This is a genomic window from Oscillibacter sp. GMB15532, from assembly GCF_041020825.1.
Taxonomy (GTDB): Bacteria; Bacillota; Clostridia; order Oscillospirales; family Oscillospiraceae; genus Oscillibacter.
The window spans coordinates 155,705-175,207 of the sequence record NZ_JBEVTO010000001.1; the positions used below are offsets into that span (position 1 = coordinate 155,705).

20 protein-coding genes are annotated in these 19,503 nt (G+C 57.7%); 9 read left to right on the forward strand and 11 right to left on the reverse strand.

All coding sequences use genetic code 11. The features are described 5' to 3' along the window. Positions 1-6: 6 nt before the first annotated feature. The 9 genes from ABVS15_RS00755 to ABVS15_RS00795 all read right to left on the reverse strand — a co-directional run bounded on the left by ABVS15_RS00755 (position 7) and on the right by ABVS15_RS00795 (position 8,649). A complete protein-coding gene (locus tag ABVS15_RS00755; RefSeq protein ID WP_369281887.1) occupies positions 7-414 on the reverse strand; it encodes a biotin/lipoyl-containing protein in 408 nt (135 codons plus the stop codon). Positions 415-474: 60 nt separating this feature from the next. Beyond that, positions 475-774, reverse strand: coding sequence for an OadG family protein (locus tag ABVS15_RS00760; protein ID WP_369281888.1), 300 nt, complete (start codon positions 772-774; stop codon positions 475-477). Between the two features lie 38 nt (positions 775-812). Continuing rightward, positions 813-953 (reverse strand): OadG family protein, encoded by a 141-nt coding sequence (locus ABVS15_RS00765; RefSeq protein ID WP_369281889.1) that lies wholly within the window; start codon positions 951-953, stop codon positions 813-815. Positions 954-986: 33 nt separating this feature from the next. Continuing rightward, the gene (locus tag ABVS15_RS00770; RefSeq protein WP_369281890.1) at positions 987-2,756 is read right to left on the reverse strand and encodes an acyl-CoA carboxylase subunit beta; all 1,770 of its coding nucleotides are present in this window, start codon (positions 2,754-2,756) and stop codon (positions 987-989) included. A 100-nt stretch (positions 2,757-2,856) separates the two neighbouring features. After that, on the reverse strand, positions 2,857-3,999 hold the full coding sequence (hgdB, locus tag ABVS15_RS00775; protein ID WP_369281891.1) for a (R)-2-hydroxyglutaryl-CoA dehydratase subunit beta: 1,143 nt from the start codon (positions 3,997-3,999) through the stop codon (positions 2,857-2,859). Continuing rightward, positions 3,996-5,294 (reverse strand): 2-hydroxyacyl-CoA dehydratase subunit D, encoded by a 1,299-nt coding sequence (locus ABVS15_RS00780; protein WP_369281892.1) that lies wholly within the window; start codon positions 5,292-5,294, stop codon positions 3,996-3,998. The genes hgdB and ABVS15_RS00780 overlap by 4 nt, the downstream gene beginning before the upstream one ends. 104 nt (positions 5,295-5,398) lie before the next feature. Then, the gene (gene hgdC / locus ABVS15_RS00785) at positions 5,399-6,184 is read right to left on the reverse strand and encodes a (R)-2-hydroxyglutaryl-CoA dehydratase activase HgdC (protein ID WP_369281893.1); all 786 of its coding nucleotides are present in this window, start codon (positions 6,182-6,184) and stop codon (positions 5,399-5,401) included. Between the two features lie 375 nt (positions 6,185-6,559). Beyond that, a complete protein-coding gene (locus ABVS15_RS00790) occupies positions 6,560-7,528 on the reverse strand; it encodes a hydroxyacid dehydrogenase (RefSeq protein ID WP_369281894.1) in 969 nt (322 codons plus the stop codon). Between the two features lie 269 nt (positions 7,529-7,797). After that, on the reverse strand, positions 7,798-8,649 hold the full coding sequence (locus ABVS15_RS00795) for a helix-turn-helix transcriptional regulator (protein WP_293009173.1): 852 nt from the start codon (positions 8,647-8,649) through the stop codon (positions 7,798-7,800). Positions 8,650-8,844: 195 nt separating this feature from the next. On the opposite strand from ABVS15_RS00795, the gene ABVS15_RS00800 reads away from it, so the two are divergent. From ABVS15_RS00800 to ABVS15_RS00810, 3 genes are all read left to right on the forward strand, one after another. Then, a complete protein-coding gene (locus ABVS15_RS00800; protein ID WP_369281895.1) occupies positions 8,845-9,957 on the forward strand; it encodes a CoA transferase subunit A in 1,113 nt (370 codons plus the stop codon). Positions 9,958-9,959: 2 nt separating this feature from the next. Further along, complete coding sequence (gctB, locus tag ABVS15_RS00805; protein WP_369281896.1) at positions 9,960-10,757, forward strand: glutaconate CoA-transferase subunit B; 798 nt, start codon at positions 9,960-9,962, stop codon at positions 10,755-10,757. A 261-nt stretch (positions 10,758-11,018) separates the two neighbouring features. Continuing rightward, the gene (locus ABVS15_RS00810) at positions 11,019-11,894 is read left to right on the forward strand and encodes a radical SAM protein (RefSeq protein WP_369281897.1); all 876 of its coding nucleotides are present in this window, start codon (positions 11,019-11,021) and stop codon (positions 11,892-11,894) included. 200 nt (positions 11,895-12,094) lie between these two features. Here the strand turns inward: ABVS15_RS00810 and ABVS15_RS00815 are convergent, their stop codons facing one another. Next, complete coding sequence (locus ABVS15_RS00815; RefSeq protein ID WP_369281898.1) at positions 12,095-12,922, reverse strand: polysaccharide deacetylase family protein; 828 nt, start codon at positions 12,920-12,922, stop codon at positions 12,095-12,097. A 240-nt stretch (positions 12,923-13,162) separates the two neighbouring features. Between ABVS15_RS00815 and ABVS15_RS00820 the strand changes: the two genes are divergently transcribed. From ABVS15_RS00820 to ABVS15_RS00845, 6 genes are all read left to right on the forward strand, one after another. Next, on the forward strand, positions 13,163-13,966 hold the full coding sequence (locus ABVS15_RS00820) for a NifB/NifX family molybdenum-iron cluster-binding protein (RefSeq protein ID WP_369281899.1): 804 nt from the start codon (positions 13,163-13,165) through the stop codon (positions 13,964-13,966). A 195-nt stretch (positions 13,967-14,161) separates the two neighbouring features. Further along, complete coding sequence (locus ABVS15_RS00825) at positions 14,162-14,476, forward strand: hypothetical protein (RefSeq protein WP_369281900.1); 315 nt, start codon at positions 14,162-14,164, stop codon at positions 14,474-14,476. A gap of 116 nt (positions 14,477-14,592) precedes the next feature. Further along, complete coding sequence (locus ABVS15_RS00830; protein WP_369281901.1) at positions 14,593-16,236, forward strand: permease; 1,644 nt, start codon at positions 14,593-14,595, stop codon at positions 16,234-16,236. Continuing rightward, positions 16,233-17,066, forward strand: coding sequence for a TIGR03943 family protein (locus ABVS15_RS00835; protein WP_369281902.1), 834 nt, complete (start codon positions 16,233-16,235; stop codon positions 17,064-17,066). Before ABVS15_RS00830 ends, ABVS15_RS00835 begins: the two co-directional genes overlap by 4 nt. Before the next feature lie 175 nt (positions 17,067-17,241). Beyond that, positions 17,242-18,024: a ZIP family metal transporter gene (locus ABVS15_RS00840; protein WP_369281903.1), complete on the forward strand. Its 783-nt coding sequence runs from the start codon at positions 17,242-17,244 to the stop codon at positions 18,022-18,024. Positions 18,025-18,154: 130 nt separating this feature from the next. Next, positions 18,155-18,547, forward strand: coding sequence for a hypothetical protein (locus ABVS15_RS00845; protein ID WP_369281904.1), 393 nt, complete (start codon positions 18,155-18,157; stop codon positions 18,545-18,547). Positions 18,548-18,672: 125 nt separating this feature from the next. Here the strand turns inward: ABVS15_RS00845 and ABVS15_RS00850 are convergent, their stop codons facing one another. Next, entirely contained in the window at positions 18,673-19,332 is a 660-nt protein-coding gene (locus ABVS15_RS00850; RefSeq protein WP_369281905.1) for a Crp/Fnr family transcriptional regulator, read from the reverse strand. Positions 19,333-19,503: the final 171 nt, after the last annotated feature.

Genomic DNA, 19,503 nt, shown 5'->3' on the forward strand with positions numbered 1-19,503 from the left:
TTCCGATTAACCCAGCTGAACCAGCGGAGCGCCGGTATCGAACTGCTGGCCAACCGTGATAAACACCTGTGCCACCGTGCCAGCGGAGGGAGCCATAATCTCGTTTTCCATCTTCATAGCCTCGAAGGTCAAAAGAATCTGCCCGGCGGTAACCGTATCACCCACCTTGACGGGGACAGACATCACCTTCCCTGCCATGGGAGCGGTAATCATGTCTTCTCCGGCAGGAACAGCAGCGGCAGCGGCGGGAGCAGGAGCGGCAACGGGAGCAGCGACGGGAGCAGGAGCGGCAGCGGGAGCAGCAACAGGGGTTACGCTCTGAATGCGGGGAGCGGCGGCGGAAGCGGAAGCGTCGTTCTCAGCCACCTGAACGTCATAAGCCTTGCCATTGACGGTAATCGTGTAAGCTCTCATGTCAATTTCTCCTTAAAAACAATATGAATTTTTATTTTTTAACTGGGGATCAAAAGACGTTCAGTCCAAATCCCGCCGGTTGCGGATGAAGGGGTTGCGCCGCCCGCGCTCGTATTCTGCGATGGCAGCGGAGAGAACGGCAATCAACTCCGCGTCGTCCTGCCTCGGCGCTGCCGCAGGGGCGGCGGCGGGAGCGGCAGGAGTGGGAGCGGCAGAAGTTGCCTTTCCCTCCTTGCCTGCGAAGAATTTGCCGAATGCAGTGATAATCGCAAAGAGCAGCAGCAGGACAACAAATACCACTGCCATACTGACAAGGCTGACGATGCCCGCCACGCCCAGGCTCATACTACCATGGATCATACATTCACCCTAAGAAGCAAACGCTTTCCTTTCTTCGATCATTTGTCTTCTTTTCGGGAGAAGACCTTTCCAAACGCGGTGATAATCGTATAAAGCGCCAGCAGAACAACGAACACCACCGCCATACTGACAAGACTGACGATGCCCGCCACGCCCAGGCTCATACTACCGTGAATCATACATTCACCTCAAAAAGCATCCGCTTCCCTTTCTTATTTGTTCATCAGACGGTCCCAGTCACGGATGATTCTGGGCGTCATCATGTGGTGAAAGGGGCAGATGGACTCGGGATTCTGATAGGCCGCGCCCACAAACGCGCAGATGTAGTTGCGCAGTTTGGGCATCTCCACGATCTCGTCCACCAGACCGGTCTTGGCACAGGAAGCGGGACGGGACTTATCGGCATACTCCTGAATCAGCTCGTTCATCTTGTCGATGGTGGGCTGGAGGTCCTTGTCCTCCTTCTTGTCCTTGACAAGGCGGCGGGAATACATGGCCGCGGCGGCAGTCTCGCCGTGCATCACGTAGATTTCTGTGGCGGCGGTGCCGATGCTGAAGACGTTGCGCGCGTTCCCCTGCGGTCCGCCCATGACATAGTGGGCGGCGGCGGTACCCTTGCGCAGGGTAATCTCCATCTGAGGGACCTTCGCGTTGTGGATGGAGTAAATCAGCGACTGGCCAAGACCCAGCAACTCCGCCTTTTCTGCGGGGTCGCCCACGTCGATGCCGGTGGTATCCTGCATCCACACGATGGGCAGGCGGTCCCGTCCGCACATGGTGACAAACTCGCTCATCTTAATCAGGCCCTGACGGTACAGCTTGCCGCCCACGCCTACGGAGCCGGCCTCGCGATACTCGGGATAGCCGGGAATCAAACCCTGATAGTTTGCCACCACACCGGTGAGAAGTCCGTTAATCCGGGCAAGGCCGCAGACGATTTCGGGGCCGTAGCCCTTCTTGAACTCCATAAACTCGCTGTTGTCGAACAGGCAGGCCAGCACTTCCCGGATGTCATAGGCGCGCTTCTGATTTGCGGGCACGCGGGTGTAAAGCTCCTCGCCCTGATGCGCAGGCTCCATGGGATCCGCCACGCGGAAGAAGTTTTCGTTGTAGCCGGGGATGGCGTCCATGTACTTCTTGATTGCGGTCAAAACGCCCTCTTCGCCGGAGTAAACCTCGCGGAAGAAGCCCGTCTCGCCGAAGTGGATGTGCACCGCGCCGGGAGGATCAATCTTTCCGGCCTTGACGGTTGCGTCGATCAAGGCCTCGGCGGCCTCCTCGTCCACATAGCCCTTGGGATTCATGCCGCCCACGATGCCCGCACCGCCCACGGCCATGTTGGCCTTCTCATGGGCAATAAGGATGGTGGGGCTGACAGCGTGATAGCCGCCGCCGGCGGGGTTGGTCCCGTAAATGCCCACCAGCACGGGAATGCCCATTTGCTCCAGCTCCGCGTGGCGGTAGAAAGGAGTGCCGCCGGTGACGCGGCCCGCGAAGACCTTTTCCTGCTCGTCCAGCTTCACGCCGGAGCAGTTGAGCACATACACCAGAGGAATGCGGAGCATCTTGGCAATGTCCGTGGCCCGGGTCAGCTTCAGGGCCTGACCGGGAACCCACGCGCCAGCCAGCTTCTTGTTGTCGGAGGCGATGACCACCGCCCACTTGTCCTGAATTTTGCCCATGCCGATCAGCACGCCGGTGGAACCGTCCTTGTTGTTCTCGGGATTGTACAGGCTGTCCAGCGGACACCAGGTCCCCTCGTCCACCAGGAGGTTCACCCGCTGGCTCGCGGTCATCTGCCCGGCCTGATTGAGAGACTCGTCACTGCGGCCTGCGGCCAGAGTGGCCTCTACCTCGGCGTTATACGCGGCTTCGACTTCCCGCAGGGTCTTCTCGTTTTCCTCGTTCGCCGCTTGAAGCGGCGTTCCCAGCTGAGGCATGTTCTGGAAATAGGAAGGCATGGAATAGCCAAATGCGCTCATATCGTACCACCTTATCATGTAATTTGGCCGCGGGCTAAAAAGCGGGACGGCAGCCCGGCCAACCAGCCGTCCCGCGCAATTCAAGCTTTTATTATGTTTCTCAGAGGGAAAGCACATCCGCAAACGCCTGAATGGCGGTGCGGGCCTGACCGAAGTCCCGCATCTGCTGGTCCACGCCCAGCTTGATATGGGGAATTCCGGCCTCATCCAGCGCCTTTTTCAAGGAGGGATACTCCATCTCCTCCGGGTCGCAGAACTGCTGCATAAACAGCACCAGACCCTTGGCCCCGCTCTCCTTCACCAGTCTCACCACATGCTCGCCCCGGCGATTTTCGCTGGAGCTTTCATCGTAGAGCAGCACGTCGTAATCCTGATCGGCAAACTGCTGAGCCAGCGCCTCCATGGGGTCGCCGGTCTCGCTTGCGTCTACCCTGAAGGCACGGGATTCGTGCGCCACGTCGTCGGCGGCAATGGCCACCTTGTTTTCTTCAAAAATCTCCAGCAGCTTGGGGTTGTCGCAGATGATGCCGGAGGTGACCACCTTTACGCCCTTCCAGTCGCTGGCGGGCAGAGCCTTCAGCTCCGCGTTGAGCGCTTCCAGCTTCTCGGCGTGCTCCGCCTTGGGCATAAACCACGCGGCCTTCAGCACCGCGCTGCGCATCACGGCCGTAATCACGTCGCAGTGGTCGCTGGCAAGCTTCACAAACTCCCGGCGGGCCGCGCGGCTGCGGTTATAGACCTTGATGGCCTCCCGCAAGGCTTCATCGGTGATGGGTGCGCCGGAGATTTTCTCAAGCTCTATCTTGATGTGGGTATACTGATCCAGGCAGAATTTTTTGCCGTAGGCGGGTCTGCGGTTCTGGGGATGCGCCAGGAAAATGCAGGGCAGCTTCTCGCTCATGGCCACGCGGATGTTCTGGCTCATGGGGCGCAGGGTGTCGCAGATGGTGGGGGTAATCACGCCGTCCAGCAGGTCCAGTGTGCCGTCCAGCAGCATTTCAAGGTCCAGCTGGGCAATGGTGCAGTAAAACGTGGCGCAGTATTCCTTGGCCTGAGAGATGGTCTTGTTGTTGCTGCCCCACAGGCCGAAGGGCATCATCCCAGCGGCGGAAACCAGCTCCTCGGGCGCGTAATAGGGCATCACGCCGATGCACTTTTTGCCCTCCGCCTTATACTTCTTGAGCTGCTCCCTGGGGCTTTCCGCCACGGCGGCAAACTCCTTTACAATTCCTTCGATGCTCATGCCCTGGCCTCCTTCTGCTTCATGTTCTCCTCCATCGCCTCCACCAGACCCTGTACGCGGGTTTCATACTGGGCCTCGTTGAAGTTGCGGGGGTCGGCCTGATCGCCGTCGAACCCGGCGCAGGGAACGCCAAGATCCTTTGTGAAGCGGCGCTGCATCTCGGCCATATAGCCGGACCAGGGCTTGCAGGAGCGGTTGTAATGAACCAGAACACCATCCACCTTGTTGTCCCGGCAGATACCCTCGCGCCAGTCCACGCCCTGCTCGATGCACACGCTGTTGGGCGCCTTGCAGTAAGCTCTTGCCATGTCGTCCAGGCCGTCGTATACAAAGCCGAAGGCAGGGGCATACACCACGGCGGTGACGTTGACGCCGTTGGCCTTCAGGGGCTTGAACAGGGTCTTCAGGTTGGGCCAGCAGGGGATGCCCTCGAACATAATGCGGTACTTCTCGGGGAAAGGTGCAGTGGTGGTGCCGTTTTTCACGTGCTCCTCCAGCTCGGTGGCCAGCAGCTCAAAGGCCTCGGCCGTCTCCACCTTGCCGCGGGCGGTCACCACGTCCGCCATGTGGTTGAACAGGTCAAAGCCGCTCATGGGAGAGGGCTTATACTGCAAATAGTCACACACCTTCAGCCATGCCTTGGCGGTACGGTTTGCGTTGGCGCAGGCCTGCTCGAACTTTTTCTCGTCAAACTTTGTCCCGGCGATTTTCTCCATCTGGCGGATGGCGTCGTCAAACTGGCCACGGATGTAGGCCACCTGAGAATCGCTGACGGTGACCTCGTTGTTGTAGGGCACGTCGATCATGATGAGAGGGATGTTGTGCATCCGGGCAATGTTCTCATACCACTTGGTCATGCAGTTGCAGATATTGTTGCAGCAGAGCACAAAGTCCGGCATGGGGACCCGGCGGGATTCGTTGGTCGTCTCCACCCCGGCGGAATAGGCAAGGGAAATTCGGGCATAGCCGCAGATGTCCGGGTCATAGCCCAAAGACTCCGCCGCCTCGCACATCCGCTGCCCGTCGTGCTGGGCGCCGATACCGGCGGCCTGATTCTCCGGATAGACAACCGCCAGGCCCAGGGCCTCAGCAATTTCGCAGGGGAACTTGGACGAGGACCAGCCCACGGGGCGGCCCGCCTCCTTCGCCTCCCATGCGGCGGCGTACACTTTGCTCACCACGTCCCGAAGGGCCTGCGTACCGGGGCTGGCCGGCTTAGGGGCCTTCTTTACGGGGGCCGCCTCTGGGGCGGCCGCCTCTGGGGCGGCCGCGGCGTTCTTCTCGTTTTCAGCCATGAATATATCCTCCGTTTCTCATAAGCTTGCGTTTCTTTTCCTGATATTGCACCGCGTCCCGGCTGGGATGGGCGCGTGGTTCCCCCTTTGGGATCACTTGCCGGTTATTTGGCGGCCTTCTGAAAGGCATACAGCGCCGCGCCCAGCGCGCCGTTGTACTGTGTCAGGGGCGAGGTGAGTATGGGATGGCCCAGCACTTCCTGCAAGGCGGAGACGATCCCGCCGTTCTGCGCGACGCCGCCGGTCATCACCACCGCGTCCCGCACGCCGATGCGCTTGGCCAGCCCCACCACCCGGGAGGCCACGGACTTGTGAATGCCGTTGATGATGTCCTTCTTGTCGCTGCCCTTGGCAAGCTGGCTGATGACCTCGCTCTCGGCGAACACGGTACAGGTGGAGCTGATTTCCACGTTTTTGGTGGACTGTGCGCCAAGGGTCGCAAGATCCTCTACCTTTACCTCCAGCACCCGGGCCATCACGTCCAGAAACCGGCCCGTACCGGCGGCGCACTTGTCGTTCATGGCGAAGTTCACCATCACACCGTTTTCAATCTCCAGCACCTTTACATCCTGCCCGCCGATGTCGATGACGGTGCGGACCTGCGGGAACAGGAAAAACGCACCCTTTGCATGGCAGCTCAGCTCGCTCATCTGGTGGTCCGCCACGTCGTCCAGCGAGTTGCGCCCATAGCCGGTGGCCAGAATGAAGGCCATATCTTCCTTCTTCATCCCCGCAGCTTCCAGCACCTCCGCGATGGCGCGGCTGGGCCCGCTGGTGCCCGCGCCCACGCTTACAAGCGACTTGGCCACGATGTCCTTCCCATCTCTCATGATCACGCATTTGGAGGCGGTGGACCCCACGTCGATACCCATTGTATAAATCTCACTCATAAAAAGCAGCCTCCTTTGGGGCGGCGGGGAACGCAACCCCGTGTTTTCCCCCGCTCTTTGGAACACGTCCGCTCAAACCCTGCGAAAGTCCTTTGAAACAGGTGGTTTTTTGATGATTCCACAGCCTTAGAATACCATACGGGGGCAAATTGTAAATACTGCCGCGCGTTAAAAAATTAGCATATATTGCTTTTTGCTTCGTCTGCTCTCACAATTTTGCCCGGTTCAAACCAAAAAAATTGACAGATTCTCAAATAAATTGACCGGACGCAACCGCTCTCCGGGTAAAAACCGGCCGCCAGCCGAAAGCAATTTCAGCGGGCGGCCGGAACATTAGGTCGGCGCAGCTCGGGCGCCGCGCCCCCAAAAATTGCCTCAGATCTTGTTGGCGGGGCAGGCCGGGGCCCGCCCGTAGCACAGGTTCACAAGATCGGTGGCGCAGGAGGTACAACAGTTAATCACGGACTCCTCCGTGGAAGCGGCGGTGTGGGGCGTGAGGACCACGTTTTCCATGTCCAACATCTGGCGGCTGTTTTCACTGAGCGGCTCCGGCTCAAACACGTCCAGACCCGCGCCGAACAGAACGCCGGTCTTCAGGGCCTCCACCATCTCCTCTTCGTAAATCAGGCCGCCGCGGGCCACGTTCAGGAAAATGGCGCGGGGCTTCATCATTTTGAACTGCTCCATGCCCACGGTTTTTTCGGTGGAGGGCATCAGGGGCAGGTGGATAGAGACAAAATCCGCAGTCTTCCAGATTTCGTCGGCATTGTCCTTCAGCTCGATGGGAAGGCCGCCCAACTGCTCCTTGGTAACATAGGGATCATAGCCGATGACCTTCATTCCAAGCCCGTTGATGCACTTGCCTGCAAAAATCTTGGCAATTCTGCCGCAGCCCAGCAGGCCCAGAGTCTTCCCCTCAACTTCCACGGTATTTTCAAGGCCCATGCGCACATAGAAATTGCCGCTGCGGAACTGCTTATCCACATAGCTGAACCGCCGTGCGGTCATCATCAGCAGCATCACGGCATGCTCTGCCACGGCGTTTGCATTTCCGGACGGGGCAAACACCACCTGAATCTTTTTGGACGTGGCATAGTCAAGGTCAATATTGTCCAGGCCCGCGCCCTGCTTGCCGATGCCCTTCAGATTGGGGCAGGCGTCGATCATGGCGGCGGTCACCGGCTCGGTGCGGCACATAATTACATCGGGCTGATACTCCTTCAGCTCCCGGAGATAAGTCTCCTCATCCAGGCCGCTTGCAACCTTTACTTCCACATCATTGCTATTGAAGATTTGGGTCGCCACATCGCTGAGCTTGTTGGTGTAATAAGCCTTGAATTTCATGACTTGCGTTCCTCCAAAAATCCATTTTTTCGGGAGCGGCAGATTGTTTCATTCGCTTCCGATTTTATATATCACGTAGTATTATCATAGCGTACTCTTTTTAATTTTGCAAGTATTCCTGCAATGTATTTTTAATTTTCCATAATTTCCGTCATTTTTGACGGGTTTTCAAACCCCTTTTGGTCATTTTGTAGAGCAAAATTCTCTGTATTTCCATAAAATATAGGAAATACAGAGAATTCATGATGCATATTGTGATTGTAGGCGACCTACTTTCGCTCCCCCTGGCTGAACCGCTTGGCATACTGCTTGGGCGGCAGCCCCGTCAGGGACGTAAAGGTCCGTATAAAGTGCTCGTTGCTCTGAAAGCCCACCATCTCCCCTGCGGTCTGCACCCGGTATCCGTCCTGCAACAGGCGGCGGGCCCGGAGAATGCGGGTGTTGATGACATATTCCATCACACTAAAGCCCGTGGCCTCCTTAAAGCAGTGGCTCAGGTAATATTTGCTGATAAAGAATTCCGAAGCCACCCGCTCCAGCGTCAGCTTTTCCGCCAGATGCTCCTGCAAATATTCCAGCACCGCGCTGATTTGCAGCGCGCCCTCCCGGCTGCCGGGGTCGGAGGGCCGCTCGATTTGGCACAGCTCGTCCGCCCACCGGCGAACCGGCGCCATGGACAGCGCCTGAAGCAAAAATTCTGACAAAAGCAGCATTTGGTTCAGATCGGAGCCAAAGCCCGCGTTTTTGCGGCCCTGCTCCCAGTCCAGCCGCTTTAAAAGGGACAGCAGTTCATTGTACCGGGTCCCCGTCTCCACCATCCGCTCGGCCTCCTGCACCCGGCGGTAAAGGTCGGTCCGGGGTGTGGAGATGGCATGAATTGTGGGAATGGGCACGTGAAGCACATACCGCTCATAGGGTTCGGCGGCCAAGGTTTTATGCAGCGTAGCGTCCGGAAGAATAAACAAGGCCTCCGGGTGCAGAGAATAGACCTGATTCTCCACGAACATCTCTCCGCCCCGGGAGACAGGCATCAAAAATTCAACGCTCTCATGAAAATGCGGACGGTCCATATACCAGGAGTTATCCCGGCTCATTTTTAAATAAAACGGCTGCACCTGCATGCCGGGCCCCTCCTTTCATCTCCGCCTGCAATTGCGCAAAATCAGGCAGTAAAACAACATCCGCTAATTTTTTCGCGCAAATGTTCCTTTACAGACTTTTAACGTATGGTAGTATGATATATGATTTCCTATGAAAACACAAGCTTTTTTGTGTTATTCAGACAGAAAAACAATCAAGATGTGGAGGCAATCGTAATGGGAAAAGTTTGCACGCTCTCCGAAGCCGTAGCCCGGTACGTGAAGAGCGGAGACACCATCTGCTTTGGCGGTTTTACCACCAACCGCAAGCCCTATGCCGCCGTGTATGAAATCCTGCGCCAGGGGCAGAAGGATTTCACCGCCTGGGGCGGTCCGGCTGGCGGCGACTGGGATATGATGATCGGCGAAGGTCGTGTGAAGGCGTATATCAACTGCTATACGGCCAACTCCGGCTATACCAACGTTTCTCGCCGCTTTCGCGCCGCCATCGAGGAGGGCAAGCTGACCTTTGAGGACTATTCTCAGGATGTCCTGATGCTTCAGCTCCACGCTGCATCCCTGGGCCTTCCGTTCCTGCCCGTGCGCCTGATGAACGGCTCCGGGCTGACGGAGCACTGGGGCATCAGCCGAGAGGAGCGGGAAAAAATAGACTCCGTGGACAATGACAAGTTCGTTTACGTAGACAATCCCTTCAACCCCGGTGAAAAGGTCATCGCTGTGCCGGTGCCCAAGCTGGACTGCGCCGTCATCCATGTGCAGAAGGCCTCTCCCGACGGGACCTGCATCATTGAGGGCGACGAGTTCCACGACGTGGACATCGCCGTCGCCGCCAAGCGGACCATCGTCACATGCGAAGAGCTGGTTTCCGACGAGTTTATTCGCCGCGATCCCACCCTGACCCGTATCTTCGGCATGTGCGTGGACGCAGTGGTTCACGCGCCCCACGGCGCATGGCCCGCCCAGTGCTACGGGTATTACGACGTGGACAGCAAGGCCATGACGGAGTATGACAAGGCCTCCAAGTATCAGGACGCGAACGACGCCAAACGCCAGCTTGCCAAAGCTGCCGAAAAGGCCCAAAAGGCTGCTGAAAAGGCCCCCGGCGACGCAAGGGCCGCCGAGATGGCCGCCAAGGCCGCCGCCGCTGCCAAGGGCGCGGAGGACGGCACCGCTGTTCCCGAAACCTTCCAGGACTTCCTGAACAAGTGGGTGTATGGCGTGAAGACTCACGAAGAGATGCTGGATAAGGTGGGCGCAAGCCACCTGATTTCCACTAAAAACGTGCCCGGCCTCGGCTATGCCGGAAAAATTCCGGAAAGGACGTGCTGAAAATGCCTGATTATACGAATTACACAAAGCAGGAAATGCAGGCGTTCGCCATCGCCAAAAACATTCAGGCGAACCAGATTGTCATTGTGGGAACGGGCCTGCCGCTGATCGGCGCATCTCTGGCCAAGCGGATCATCTGCCCCTCCTGCCACCCCATCGTGGAGAGCGGCCTGATGGACTGCGACCCCGTGGAGGTCCCCCGCAGCGTGGGCGACAACCGCTTTATGGCCCACTGCGCCGTGCAGTGGCCCAACGTCCGATTCATCGGTTTTGAGGCCAACGAGTGGCTCCACGGCGAGGACCGGCTCATCGCCTTTATCGGCGGCGCGCAGATCGACCCCTTCGGCAACGTGAACTCCACCTGCATCGGCGACTATCACCACCCCAAGACCCGTTTCACCGGGTCCGGCGGGGCCAACGGCATCGCTACCTACTGCAACACCGTCATCATGATGCAGCACCAGAAGCGCCGGTTCATCGACCAAATCGACTATGTGACCTCCTGCGGCTGGATGGACGGCCCCGGCGGGCGCGAGCGGGCGGGCCTTCCCGGCAACCGGGGCCCCCAGATGGTGGTGACGGACCTTGGCATTATGAAATTTGACGAGGATACCAAGCGGATGTACCTCGCCTACTATTATCCCTTCTCCACCCCCGAGATGGTGCAGGAGAACACGGGATTTGAAATCGACGTCAGCCGCGCGCAGCTGATGGAGGGTCCCGACCCCGAAATCATCCGCATTATCCGCGAGGAGATTGACCCGGGTCAGGCCTTTATCAAGGTTCCCAGGGAGAAATAAGCTTTCCTCAAAAATTCCCGTGATCGAATTTTCAGGGAAATTGCGGCCTGTCGGCGCGCACGAAAGAACCGCCTTTGGCGGTTCTTTCGCACACTTGCAGTCCAAAAAGAACTTTCAGCCATTTACACACGGCGCACAACATGATTTAATGGATTCAGCCGCCCCGGCGGCAACGCTCCCCGAAGCTTTTATGCAGACCTCAACGCTTTTCAAAAGCTTGCCTGTGGTAACTTTTGAAGCAACGCTAAAAAGGAGGGCCCCATGCTGCACTATTCCGGAACCGTCTACCGTCCCCCCAGCGAGGCTCACAGCCTGATTATTCAGGTGACTGTGGGTTGCAGCCACAACAAATGCGCCTTTTGCAACATGTACAAGGACAAGAAATTCTCCATTACCCCCATGGAGCAGGTGCTGGAAGACCTGCGCTGGGCCCGCGCCCAGTATCCCCGGGTGGAGCGCTTTTTCTTAGCCGACGGAGACGCGCTGATTCTCCCGACGGACCGTCTGCTGGAGATTCTGGGGGATATCCGGGCGCTGTTCCCCGAGTGCACCCGCATCTCCACCTACGCAAGCCCCAAGAGCATTCTTGGAAAATCCCCAGAGGATTTGTCCTCCCTCCGCAAGGCAGGGCTGGAATTTGCGTACCTCGGGCTTGAGACGGGGAACGAAGCGCTGCTTCAAAAAATCAACAAGGGCGTGACGGTTGCCCAGCAAATTGAGGCAGGTCAAAAGCTGAAGGCCGCCGGGCTGACCCTCTCCGTCACCGCCATCAGTGGCCTTGCCGGCTCCAACGGGGACTGGAAGGCCCACGCCATCGACACCGCCAAGGCCCTGAATGCAATGAACCCGGACTTTATCGCCCTGCTGACGCTGCGCATCTATACCGGTACGCCCATGGCCGATTGGGTTGCAAGCGGCGAGCTGGTGACCCCCACGCCCATGGAGCTGATTCGGGAAGCAAAGCTCCTTCTGGAGCATATCGACTGCCCCGGCGCGGTGTTTCGCTCCAACCACGCCAGTAACTATCTGGTGCTGGCAGGAAACCTGAATCAGGACCGGGGCCGACTCATTGCGGAGTGCGAGGAAGCCCTGCGGGGCGAAGCGCCGCTGCGCAAATTTGTAGAGCTGGGGCGATAACGCTCCTATTGGCGATATTTCTGCCCAGCCTGATGGTGCGTCCCGCCGATTGCGGAAATTTCCTCCTGATCCGGCGGACAAACACCGCCTGCCGGCGCGCTCCCCGCATAAGCGGGCCTGCCCTGAATATACGAAAAAACGCCTCTCCGACGCTTTTGTGTCGGAGGGGCGTGTTCTATGGGCGGAGTTGGAACCCGGGGTTATTTTAAAACCGAGGACAGCTCCCGCTTCATTGTCACAGTGATACGGGGCAAATCGTGAAGCCCACGCTTCAAATCCGCAATTTTCGGTTTTGTCACTGCGGTGACGGGAAACAATTGGTTTACAAGCTCCGCCGCATCCGACTCTTTTAATCCGAACGGATACGCAAAAAAAGCGGGCGCCTGCCCAACTTTCTGCTCAATCAGGTCATAGCTCTCTTGGATATCGTCCAGCACGCGGGCCTGAAACCCTTCGTCCGTCTCACCGGGCCTGCGCTGGATGCCGTTGACGCCGTTGGGATCAAAGCTTCCTCCCAGGTCCCCCAAATTGTGAAGTGCAAAGCTGTGGGAACCGATTTCAACCAAACCCGACCCGGCCATCTCTCTGCACATATCCCATGTGACGAAGTTATCAGTCGGAAGCTCCGGCATCTCCACAATGATGGAGATAACCGCCTTCATCTGATATTTTTGCAAAAGAGGGTACAACAGATCATAGTTGCTGCGGTATCCGTCGTCAAAGGTAATTAGCACAGGCTTCTCCGGCAGAGGGTCCCCCTCCGCCAGCTCCCGAGGCAGAACCGATTGATAGCCATGGTCCCGCAGCCAGCACAAATCCTTTTCCAAGCGGCTTTCAGTGACCGTCATGTCGTTGCACTCTGTCCCATCAGTCACCACATGGTGGTACATCAAAACAGGAAGTGGCGTTCTCCCATGGGCCGATACTCTCCATATGCCCAGCCCGCAGACCAGAACAGCCGCCACAAGGGCGGAAATTCCCCACCTGCCCCAAACATGCTTTTTTGCCGGACGCGTATGCCGCTTCACATCTGCCAGCTCCTTTTCATATCACAGCGGTATGCTGATTATTATTCCTACGTTAATTAAGACGGCGGCAGCACCCAAAAAGTAACGCCGTTTTATGCTGATATTCTATTTTTTTCAGAACTATCAGGCAAATTCACAAATAATTATTGGCATATACCAAATAAAGCTTGACATTTCCTATCAGCGCAGTATAATGCAGTTAATTGGTATATACCAAAAACGTAGATGGAGGAGCATGATTTGCCAAGACCTAAAAAATGCAGAAGGGTCTGCTCCCTTCCGCCCAGTTCCGCCTTTCTTCCGGTGGACGGTGGAGCGCAAAAGCAGCCGGTCATCCTGACGGTGGACGAATACGAAACCGTGCGTCTCATTGACAAAGAAGGGCTTTCTCAGGAGGCGTGCGGTACGTACATGGAGATTGCCCGCGCCTCGGCCCAGCTTATTTACGCGTCGGCCCGCAAAAAAATTGCGTCCGCGCTGGTGGACGGCCTGCCCCTGAAAATCGAAGGGGGAGACTACCGTCTGTGCAGCGGCACAGACGCTTCCTGCGGCTTTGGCGGCTGCGGCCGGCATCGCCGCTGCTGCGGTCAACCCGACAAACACTCAACAGGAGGAATAATGATGAAAAAAATAGCAGTCACCTATGAAAACGGCAACGTCTTTCAGCACTTCGGCCACACGGAGCACTTCAAAGTCTACGACGCGGAGGACGGAAAAATTACCGGCTCCTCGGTGGCGGATACCAACGGCAGCGGTCACGGGGCGCTGGCGTCCTTCCTGCGGGGGCTGGGCGTGGACACCCTGATCTGCGGTGGCATCGGCGGCGGCGCGCGAACTGCCCTGTCCGAGGCGGGGATTCAGATTTACGGCGGGGTGTCCGGCGATGCGGATGAAGCTGCTGCAGCGCTTCTTGCTGGGAGCCTGCACTATAACCCCGACGCTTCCTGCGGTCATCACCACGATGAGGAACACGCCCACACCTGCACAGAGCACGGCTGCGGAGAGCATCACCACGCTGAGCACCACCGCAAGGAGCAGAACTAAGGTAAATAGATCGGGGCGGCCAATAACAGGCCGCCCTGGTTTTTTAGACCTTGAAGTGCTGCGGTTCCGGCTAGGTTCGCTTGACAAGGCCTACCGTCTCCTTTAAAATAAGGGCAATTCATCTGGAGAGCCGTCCGGCAAGGGAGGACGGCTTTTGCATCTCCCCACCCTTGCCCGTCAGGAAAGGAGGCCGCCATGCGCCGTGAGGCAGTCAGAATCAGAATACTGGCAATCGCGCTGCTGGTCACACTTCTGGCAGCGGCATGGCTGACGGAGGGGTATGCGGCCACCCACCTTCGCCACCGCTGCACGGGGGATGGCTGCACCGTCTGCACACGGCTCGAGGTCTGTCTGCAAGCGGTGGAAAAAGCAGGAGACGCAGCCGTCGGTTCCGGTATTTTTTCCGGGAACACGCTGTTCTACCCGGCGTCAGCAGTGCTTCTTTTGTCCGTTGCCGCGCTCCTTTGCCCCCTGTCGCTGCTAAGGCTTAAAATCCGGCTGAACAATTGATTGCCCCGCAGGAAGAAAATTCGCCCCGGCATTGGAAGACAGGCCTGTCTTCCCCGCCAAGGGCGCTGTCTTCCTGCCTTTTTGTCTGAAACAAAATATTAGGGGGCAATTTTACTTTGAAACAGCCATTTTCTCCGCCGTTTGCACGGCGGCGGGAGGCAGTCTCCCCATCGGGGGACTATATCCCGGTTTTCGCCATCACCGGCTTTCTGGACGCCGGAAAGACAACGCTTTTAAACAGCCTGATCCAATCCCGCCTGCGGGAAGGAATCAACCCGCGCTGCATTCTTTTTGAAGAGGGCGAGGAGGACCCCGCCCCCTATGTGGAGGAACTGAAGCCTCTGCGCCTTTCCATCCGGGAGGTGCAGAGAAACCCGGCGGCGGCGTCTAAAAAAATCTATCAATACCTTCTGGAGCAGGACCCGGAGCAAATCGACGAAATTTGGGTCGAGTGGAACGGAATGCTGCCCATCCGGGATTTACAGGCCCTGTTCCCCGCCCCAAGCCGACAGGTCACCATGACAACCGGGGACTTCTGCCGTCTTCAGAAAATTCTGCATGTGGGGGACGGAGAGGCGCTGGAGCGTCTGCTGGGCGGCGCGGGAGCCGCCTTGGCCGATCAGGTTTCGGGCTGCGACTTCATTGTGCTGCGAAACGCCCGGGACCGGGAGTTCCGCCGCCTGCGCCAGCTTTTGCACGGACTGAATCCCGGCGTTTCCGTGCTGCGGTCAGATTGGCTCAGGGACATTGAAAAGGCCCTGCAAAAGCCTCGTCCCGCGCCCAACACCTTTTTTCTTCTGAGCCTTGTGTATTTCTGCGCCGCCTATCTTCTTCTGCGGCTGGTATTGGGCGGAACCCGGGTGGACGGCGTGGTGAACGTATTTCTGGGCATTCTCTTGCAAGCGGTGCCCTTTTTGCTCATCGGCGTGCTGCTCTCCTCCGCGATTCAGGTGTTTATCTCCGACCGGCTGATTGCGGAAAAATTTCCAAAGCACCCGGCGGGCGGCTTTTTGTTTGCGCTGCTGGCGGGCTTTTGCTTACCGGTGTGCGACTGCACCTCTATCCCGGTATTTCGCAGCATTGTGCGCAAGGGGGTTCCCCTGTCCGCGGCGGTGACGTTTCTCTCCGCCGCGCCGGTTATCAATCCGGTGGTCATGCTCAGCACATGGTACGCCTTCGGAGGGAACTGGAAAATCGTGGCCTGCCGCGTAGGTCTCGGGCTTTTTTGCGCGGTGCTGATCGGGCTGTCCTTCTCAGGGGCCGAATATAAATCCGGCATCCTCACCGGCGGGGGGCTTGGCGCGCTGTGCGGCTGCGGCTGCGCGTCGGACCCGGGAGCGGGAAAGCTGGAAAGCTTTATGCTTCATGCCCAGTCTGAATTTTTCAGCGTCGGAAAGTATCTGCTGCTGGGCGCGTTTGTCTCTGCCCTGTTTCAGACCATGGGTGCGGGCCTTTCCCGCACCGGCGCGGGAGAAGGCTTGCTGCTTCCCCTGCTGCTGATGATGGCAATGGCATTTTTGTTCTCCCTTTGCTCCTCGTCCGATGCGGTGGTGGCCCGAAGCTTTGCGGCCCAGTTTCCCATGGGGGCTTTGATGGGCTTTTTGGTATTTGGACCCATGATGGACGTGAAAAATGTGCTGATGCTTTCGGGGAGCTTCTCCAAAAAATTTGTGTTCCGGCTGGCTTTCACCATGTTTGCCGTGTGCGGCGCGGTGGTTTTTGCCGCCTTTTTTCTGGGACTTGGGGAGGTGTTAGCATGAAACGCGGCGCTTTGAACCCTCAGGCAGCTCTGGAAATTATCTGTCTGCTGTCCTTTTCCGGGGCGCTGATTTATCTGGCGCTCTCGGGCGCGTATCTTTCCTACGTGGCTCCGCGGGTAAAACCGTATCTTTTCTTTTCGGCAGGAGCGCTTCTGGTCTGCGCCGTCTTTTCCGCCACGCGCCTGTTCCGGCCGCAGTATCGCAGACGGTCCGCCCACTGTTTTTTGCTGGCCATTCCCGTGCTGCTGGTGCTGCTGCCCCACCAGCAGATCAGCACCGTCAGCTCCGGAGGGCTGTTGACCGGCGGCAGCGCCTTTGGCGGTTCGGACGGCCAGACGCCCGCCATCTCGTCCACCCTGCCCTCTTCCTCCCCGGAAAGCCCAGAGACTGGAGCGGAGGACGGCGTTTATACCATGGAGGGGGCCAGCGGGCAGGTGATCGGCTATCTCCACGGGTACGATGCAGAGGCCAAGACCATCACGATTCCGGACAGCGAGTTTTACAACTGGTGCAGTGAGCTTTTCATGTATCCGGAGCGTTTTGAAGGCTTTGAAATTACCATGACGGGCTTTGTCCTAAAGGACATTCCGTCTTTGAACGCGGACGAGTTTGTTCCTGCGCGGCTGATGATGTCCTGCTGCGCGGCGGATTTGTCTCCCTGCGGCATCGTCTGCAAATACGACGACGTGGCGGGACTGGCGGCGGATTCTTGGATCACCGTCTCCGGCACTTTGCAGGTGGGCTCCTTTGAGGGCGCGCCCGAGCCGCAGCTTCACGTCTCCTCCATCGAACCGGCGGAGGAAATCACGGATTACGTCTATCCGTATTAAATTGTCCCCGTCGGGGGAGAACACAGCAGGGGACCGTTTTCGGTCCCCTGCTGCGCCGTTTTTCGAGCCAAAACGAGGCGGAATCCGCCCGTGCGTGTTGACAAGGCCGGACGGATACAGTATGCTGTTTTAAAAAATGAACTCGTTTGGGACTTAGAAAGAAGAGATGCATTTTATGAACATGGATGTGTTGCAGGGCATTTTAATCCCGTTTATCGGCACGACGGCAGGTTCGGCCTGTGTCTTTTTTATGAAGGACGCTCTGGGCGACCGGGTGCAGCGCGCCCTCACAGGCTTTGCCGCCGGTGTGATGGTGGCGGCCTCCATCTGGAGCCTTTTGATTCCAGCCATCAATCAGTCGGAGCACATGGGAAAATGGTCCTTTGTCCCGGCGGTTGTGGGATTTTGGATCGGCGTGCTGTTTCTCCTTCTGTTGGACCACCTCATCCCTCACCTTCACCGCAACAGCGAGCAGGCCGAGGGCCCTCAGAGCCATCTTGAAAAAACCACCATGCTGGTGCTGGCGGTGGCGCTGCACAACATCCCGGAGGGGATGGCCGTGGGCGTGGTGTACGCAGGCTTTCTTTCCGGCGAAACCTCTATCACCGCCGCAGCGGCCCTGTCTTTGTCCATCGGAATCGCCATTCAGAATTTTCCTGAGGGAGCCATTATTTCCATGCCTTTGCGCTCCGAGGGGATGGGCAAGGGGAAGGCTTTTGCGGGCGGTGTGCTTTCCGGTCTTGTGGAGCCGCTGGGCGCGGTGGCGACGATTCTGGCCGCGGCGCTGGTGGTGCCTGCTCTGCCGTATCTTCTGAGCTTTGCCGCCGGGGCCATGCTCTACGTCGTGGTGGAGGAGCTGATTCCCGAAATGTCGGAGGGCGGCCATTCCAACATCGGCACTGTGTTTTTTGCGGCCGGCTTCAGCGTGATGATGGTGCTGGACGTGGCGCTTGGATAACACACTGGCGAACAGAATATCACGTTTTATTTCGGCGGGAAAACCCCGCCGAAATTTTCCTTTTTTCTGATAAAAAGCAGCCTTTCGGACAAACTAAATCCGAGTCCTCGACTCAGAAAGGGGGATTTTTATGGATAAACACATGGATCAGCATAAAGACGATTTTGAATTCCCCGACGAAAAAAACCGTCAAAAAAAGCAGCGGGACCCCGGAATCCCCTACGCCGATGATACAGCTCAGACCACTCCCGCCTCTCAGCAGGACTTTCAGCATGGCACAAATTCCTCGGGAAGCGGCTATGGACAGGATGAAAACGTGTCCCGCCAGCTCCGCCGGGAGAGCAGAAATTTCATGGGCTCCGTCGGTTCTATCGGGGCCTACGGCTCCCTTGGCGCCACGGGTTCCACCCGCTTTACGGGCGCAATCAATCCCGCATCCGATCCGTCCTCTCCGTCCGGTACACCCTCTCCGGACGAGATGAAGCACACTGACCAAAGCTCCGGAGAGCATAAGGAGCACTAATCTCCCTCCTCCGCCGCAATTGGCGGCGGACCGCACAAAGGAGACGCCAAACGGGGTTTGGCGTCTCCTTTTATCTTATCGAAAAAATTTGCCTAAGGACACTCCAACGGAAAGGCATCCTGAGGTTACAGCAGCTCAAATTCGTTTTTATGAAAGTGCAAAACGCCGCTGTCCCGAAGCTTCCCAAGCTCCGCCGACATGGCGCTGCGCTCCACCGAGAGATAATCCGCCAGCTCCTGACGGTTGAAGGGAATACTAAAGCGGCTGCCCCCTGCCCGCCGGGCCTCCGCCGAAAGATAAGCCAGCAGCTTTTCCCGCGTGGTCCGCCGGGAGGTAAACTCAATCTTCTGAGTCAGGGCAATGTTTTTCATGGAGACGATGCGCAGCATGTTTTGAATCAGCCGGTTGTGAAAATCGCAGGCCCGGGTACAGGGCGCGGTCAGCCTGCCACAGTCGATAAACAGCAGCTCGCTCGCGTCCAGCGCCGTCACGCCCACGGGCAGCGCGTCCGCCCCCGCGCAGGCAAAGGACTCCCCAAACAGGTTGCCCGGGCCGATATTTGCAAGAATGCTGCGGTTTCCGTAATAATCGTCCTGAATCACCTGCACCTGACCCGTAAGCACCACGCCAAATTCCCGGATGCGCTCTCCCCCGGAGAAAACGGCCTGCCCTTTTTCATAGCGAACAGTTCTGACCTGCAGGCAGCTTAAAAGCGGCTCAAAATCCGCCTCTTCTATGCCCCGAAACAGCGCCGTTCCTTTTAAAACATTTAAATATTTTTTCATAAAGCCCTCTTTTGTTGGAATTCCAACTGACTTGCTGTCTAAATAATAGTACACTCAGGGCATAAAGTCAATCCAAACATCTCACACTCTCAGAAGGAAATGCCCTTGCCTAATCGGCGGCAGGGGTGCAGACAAGTGGGTTTGGATTGACAAACAGCCTTTGGGATGATA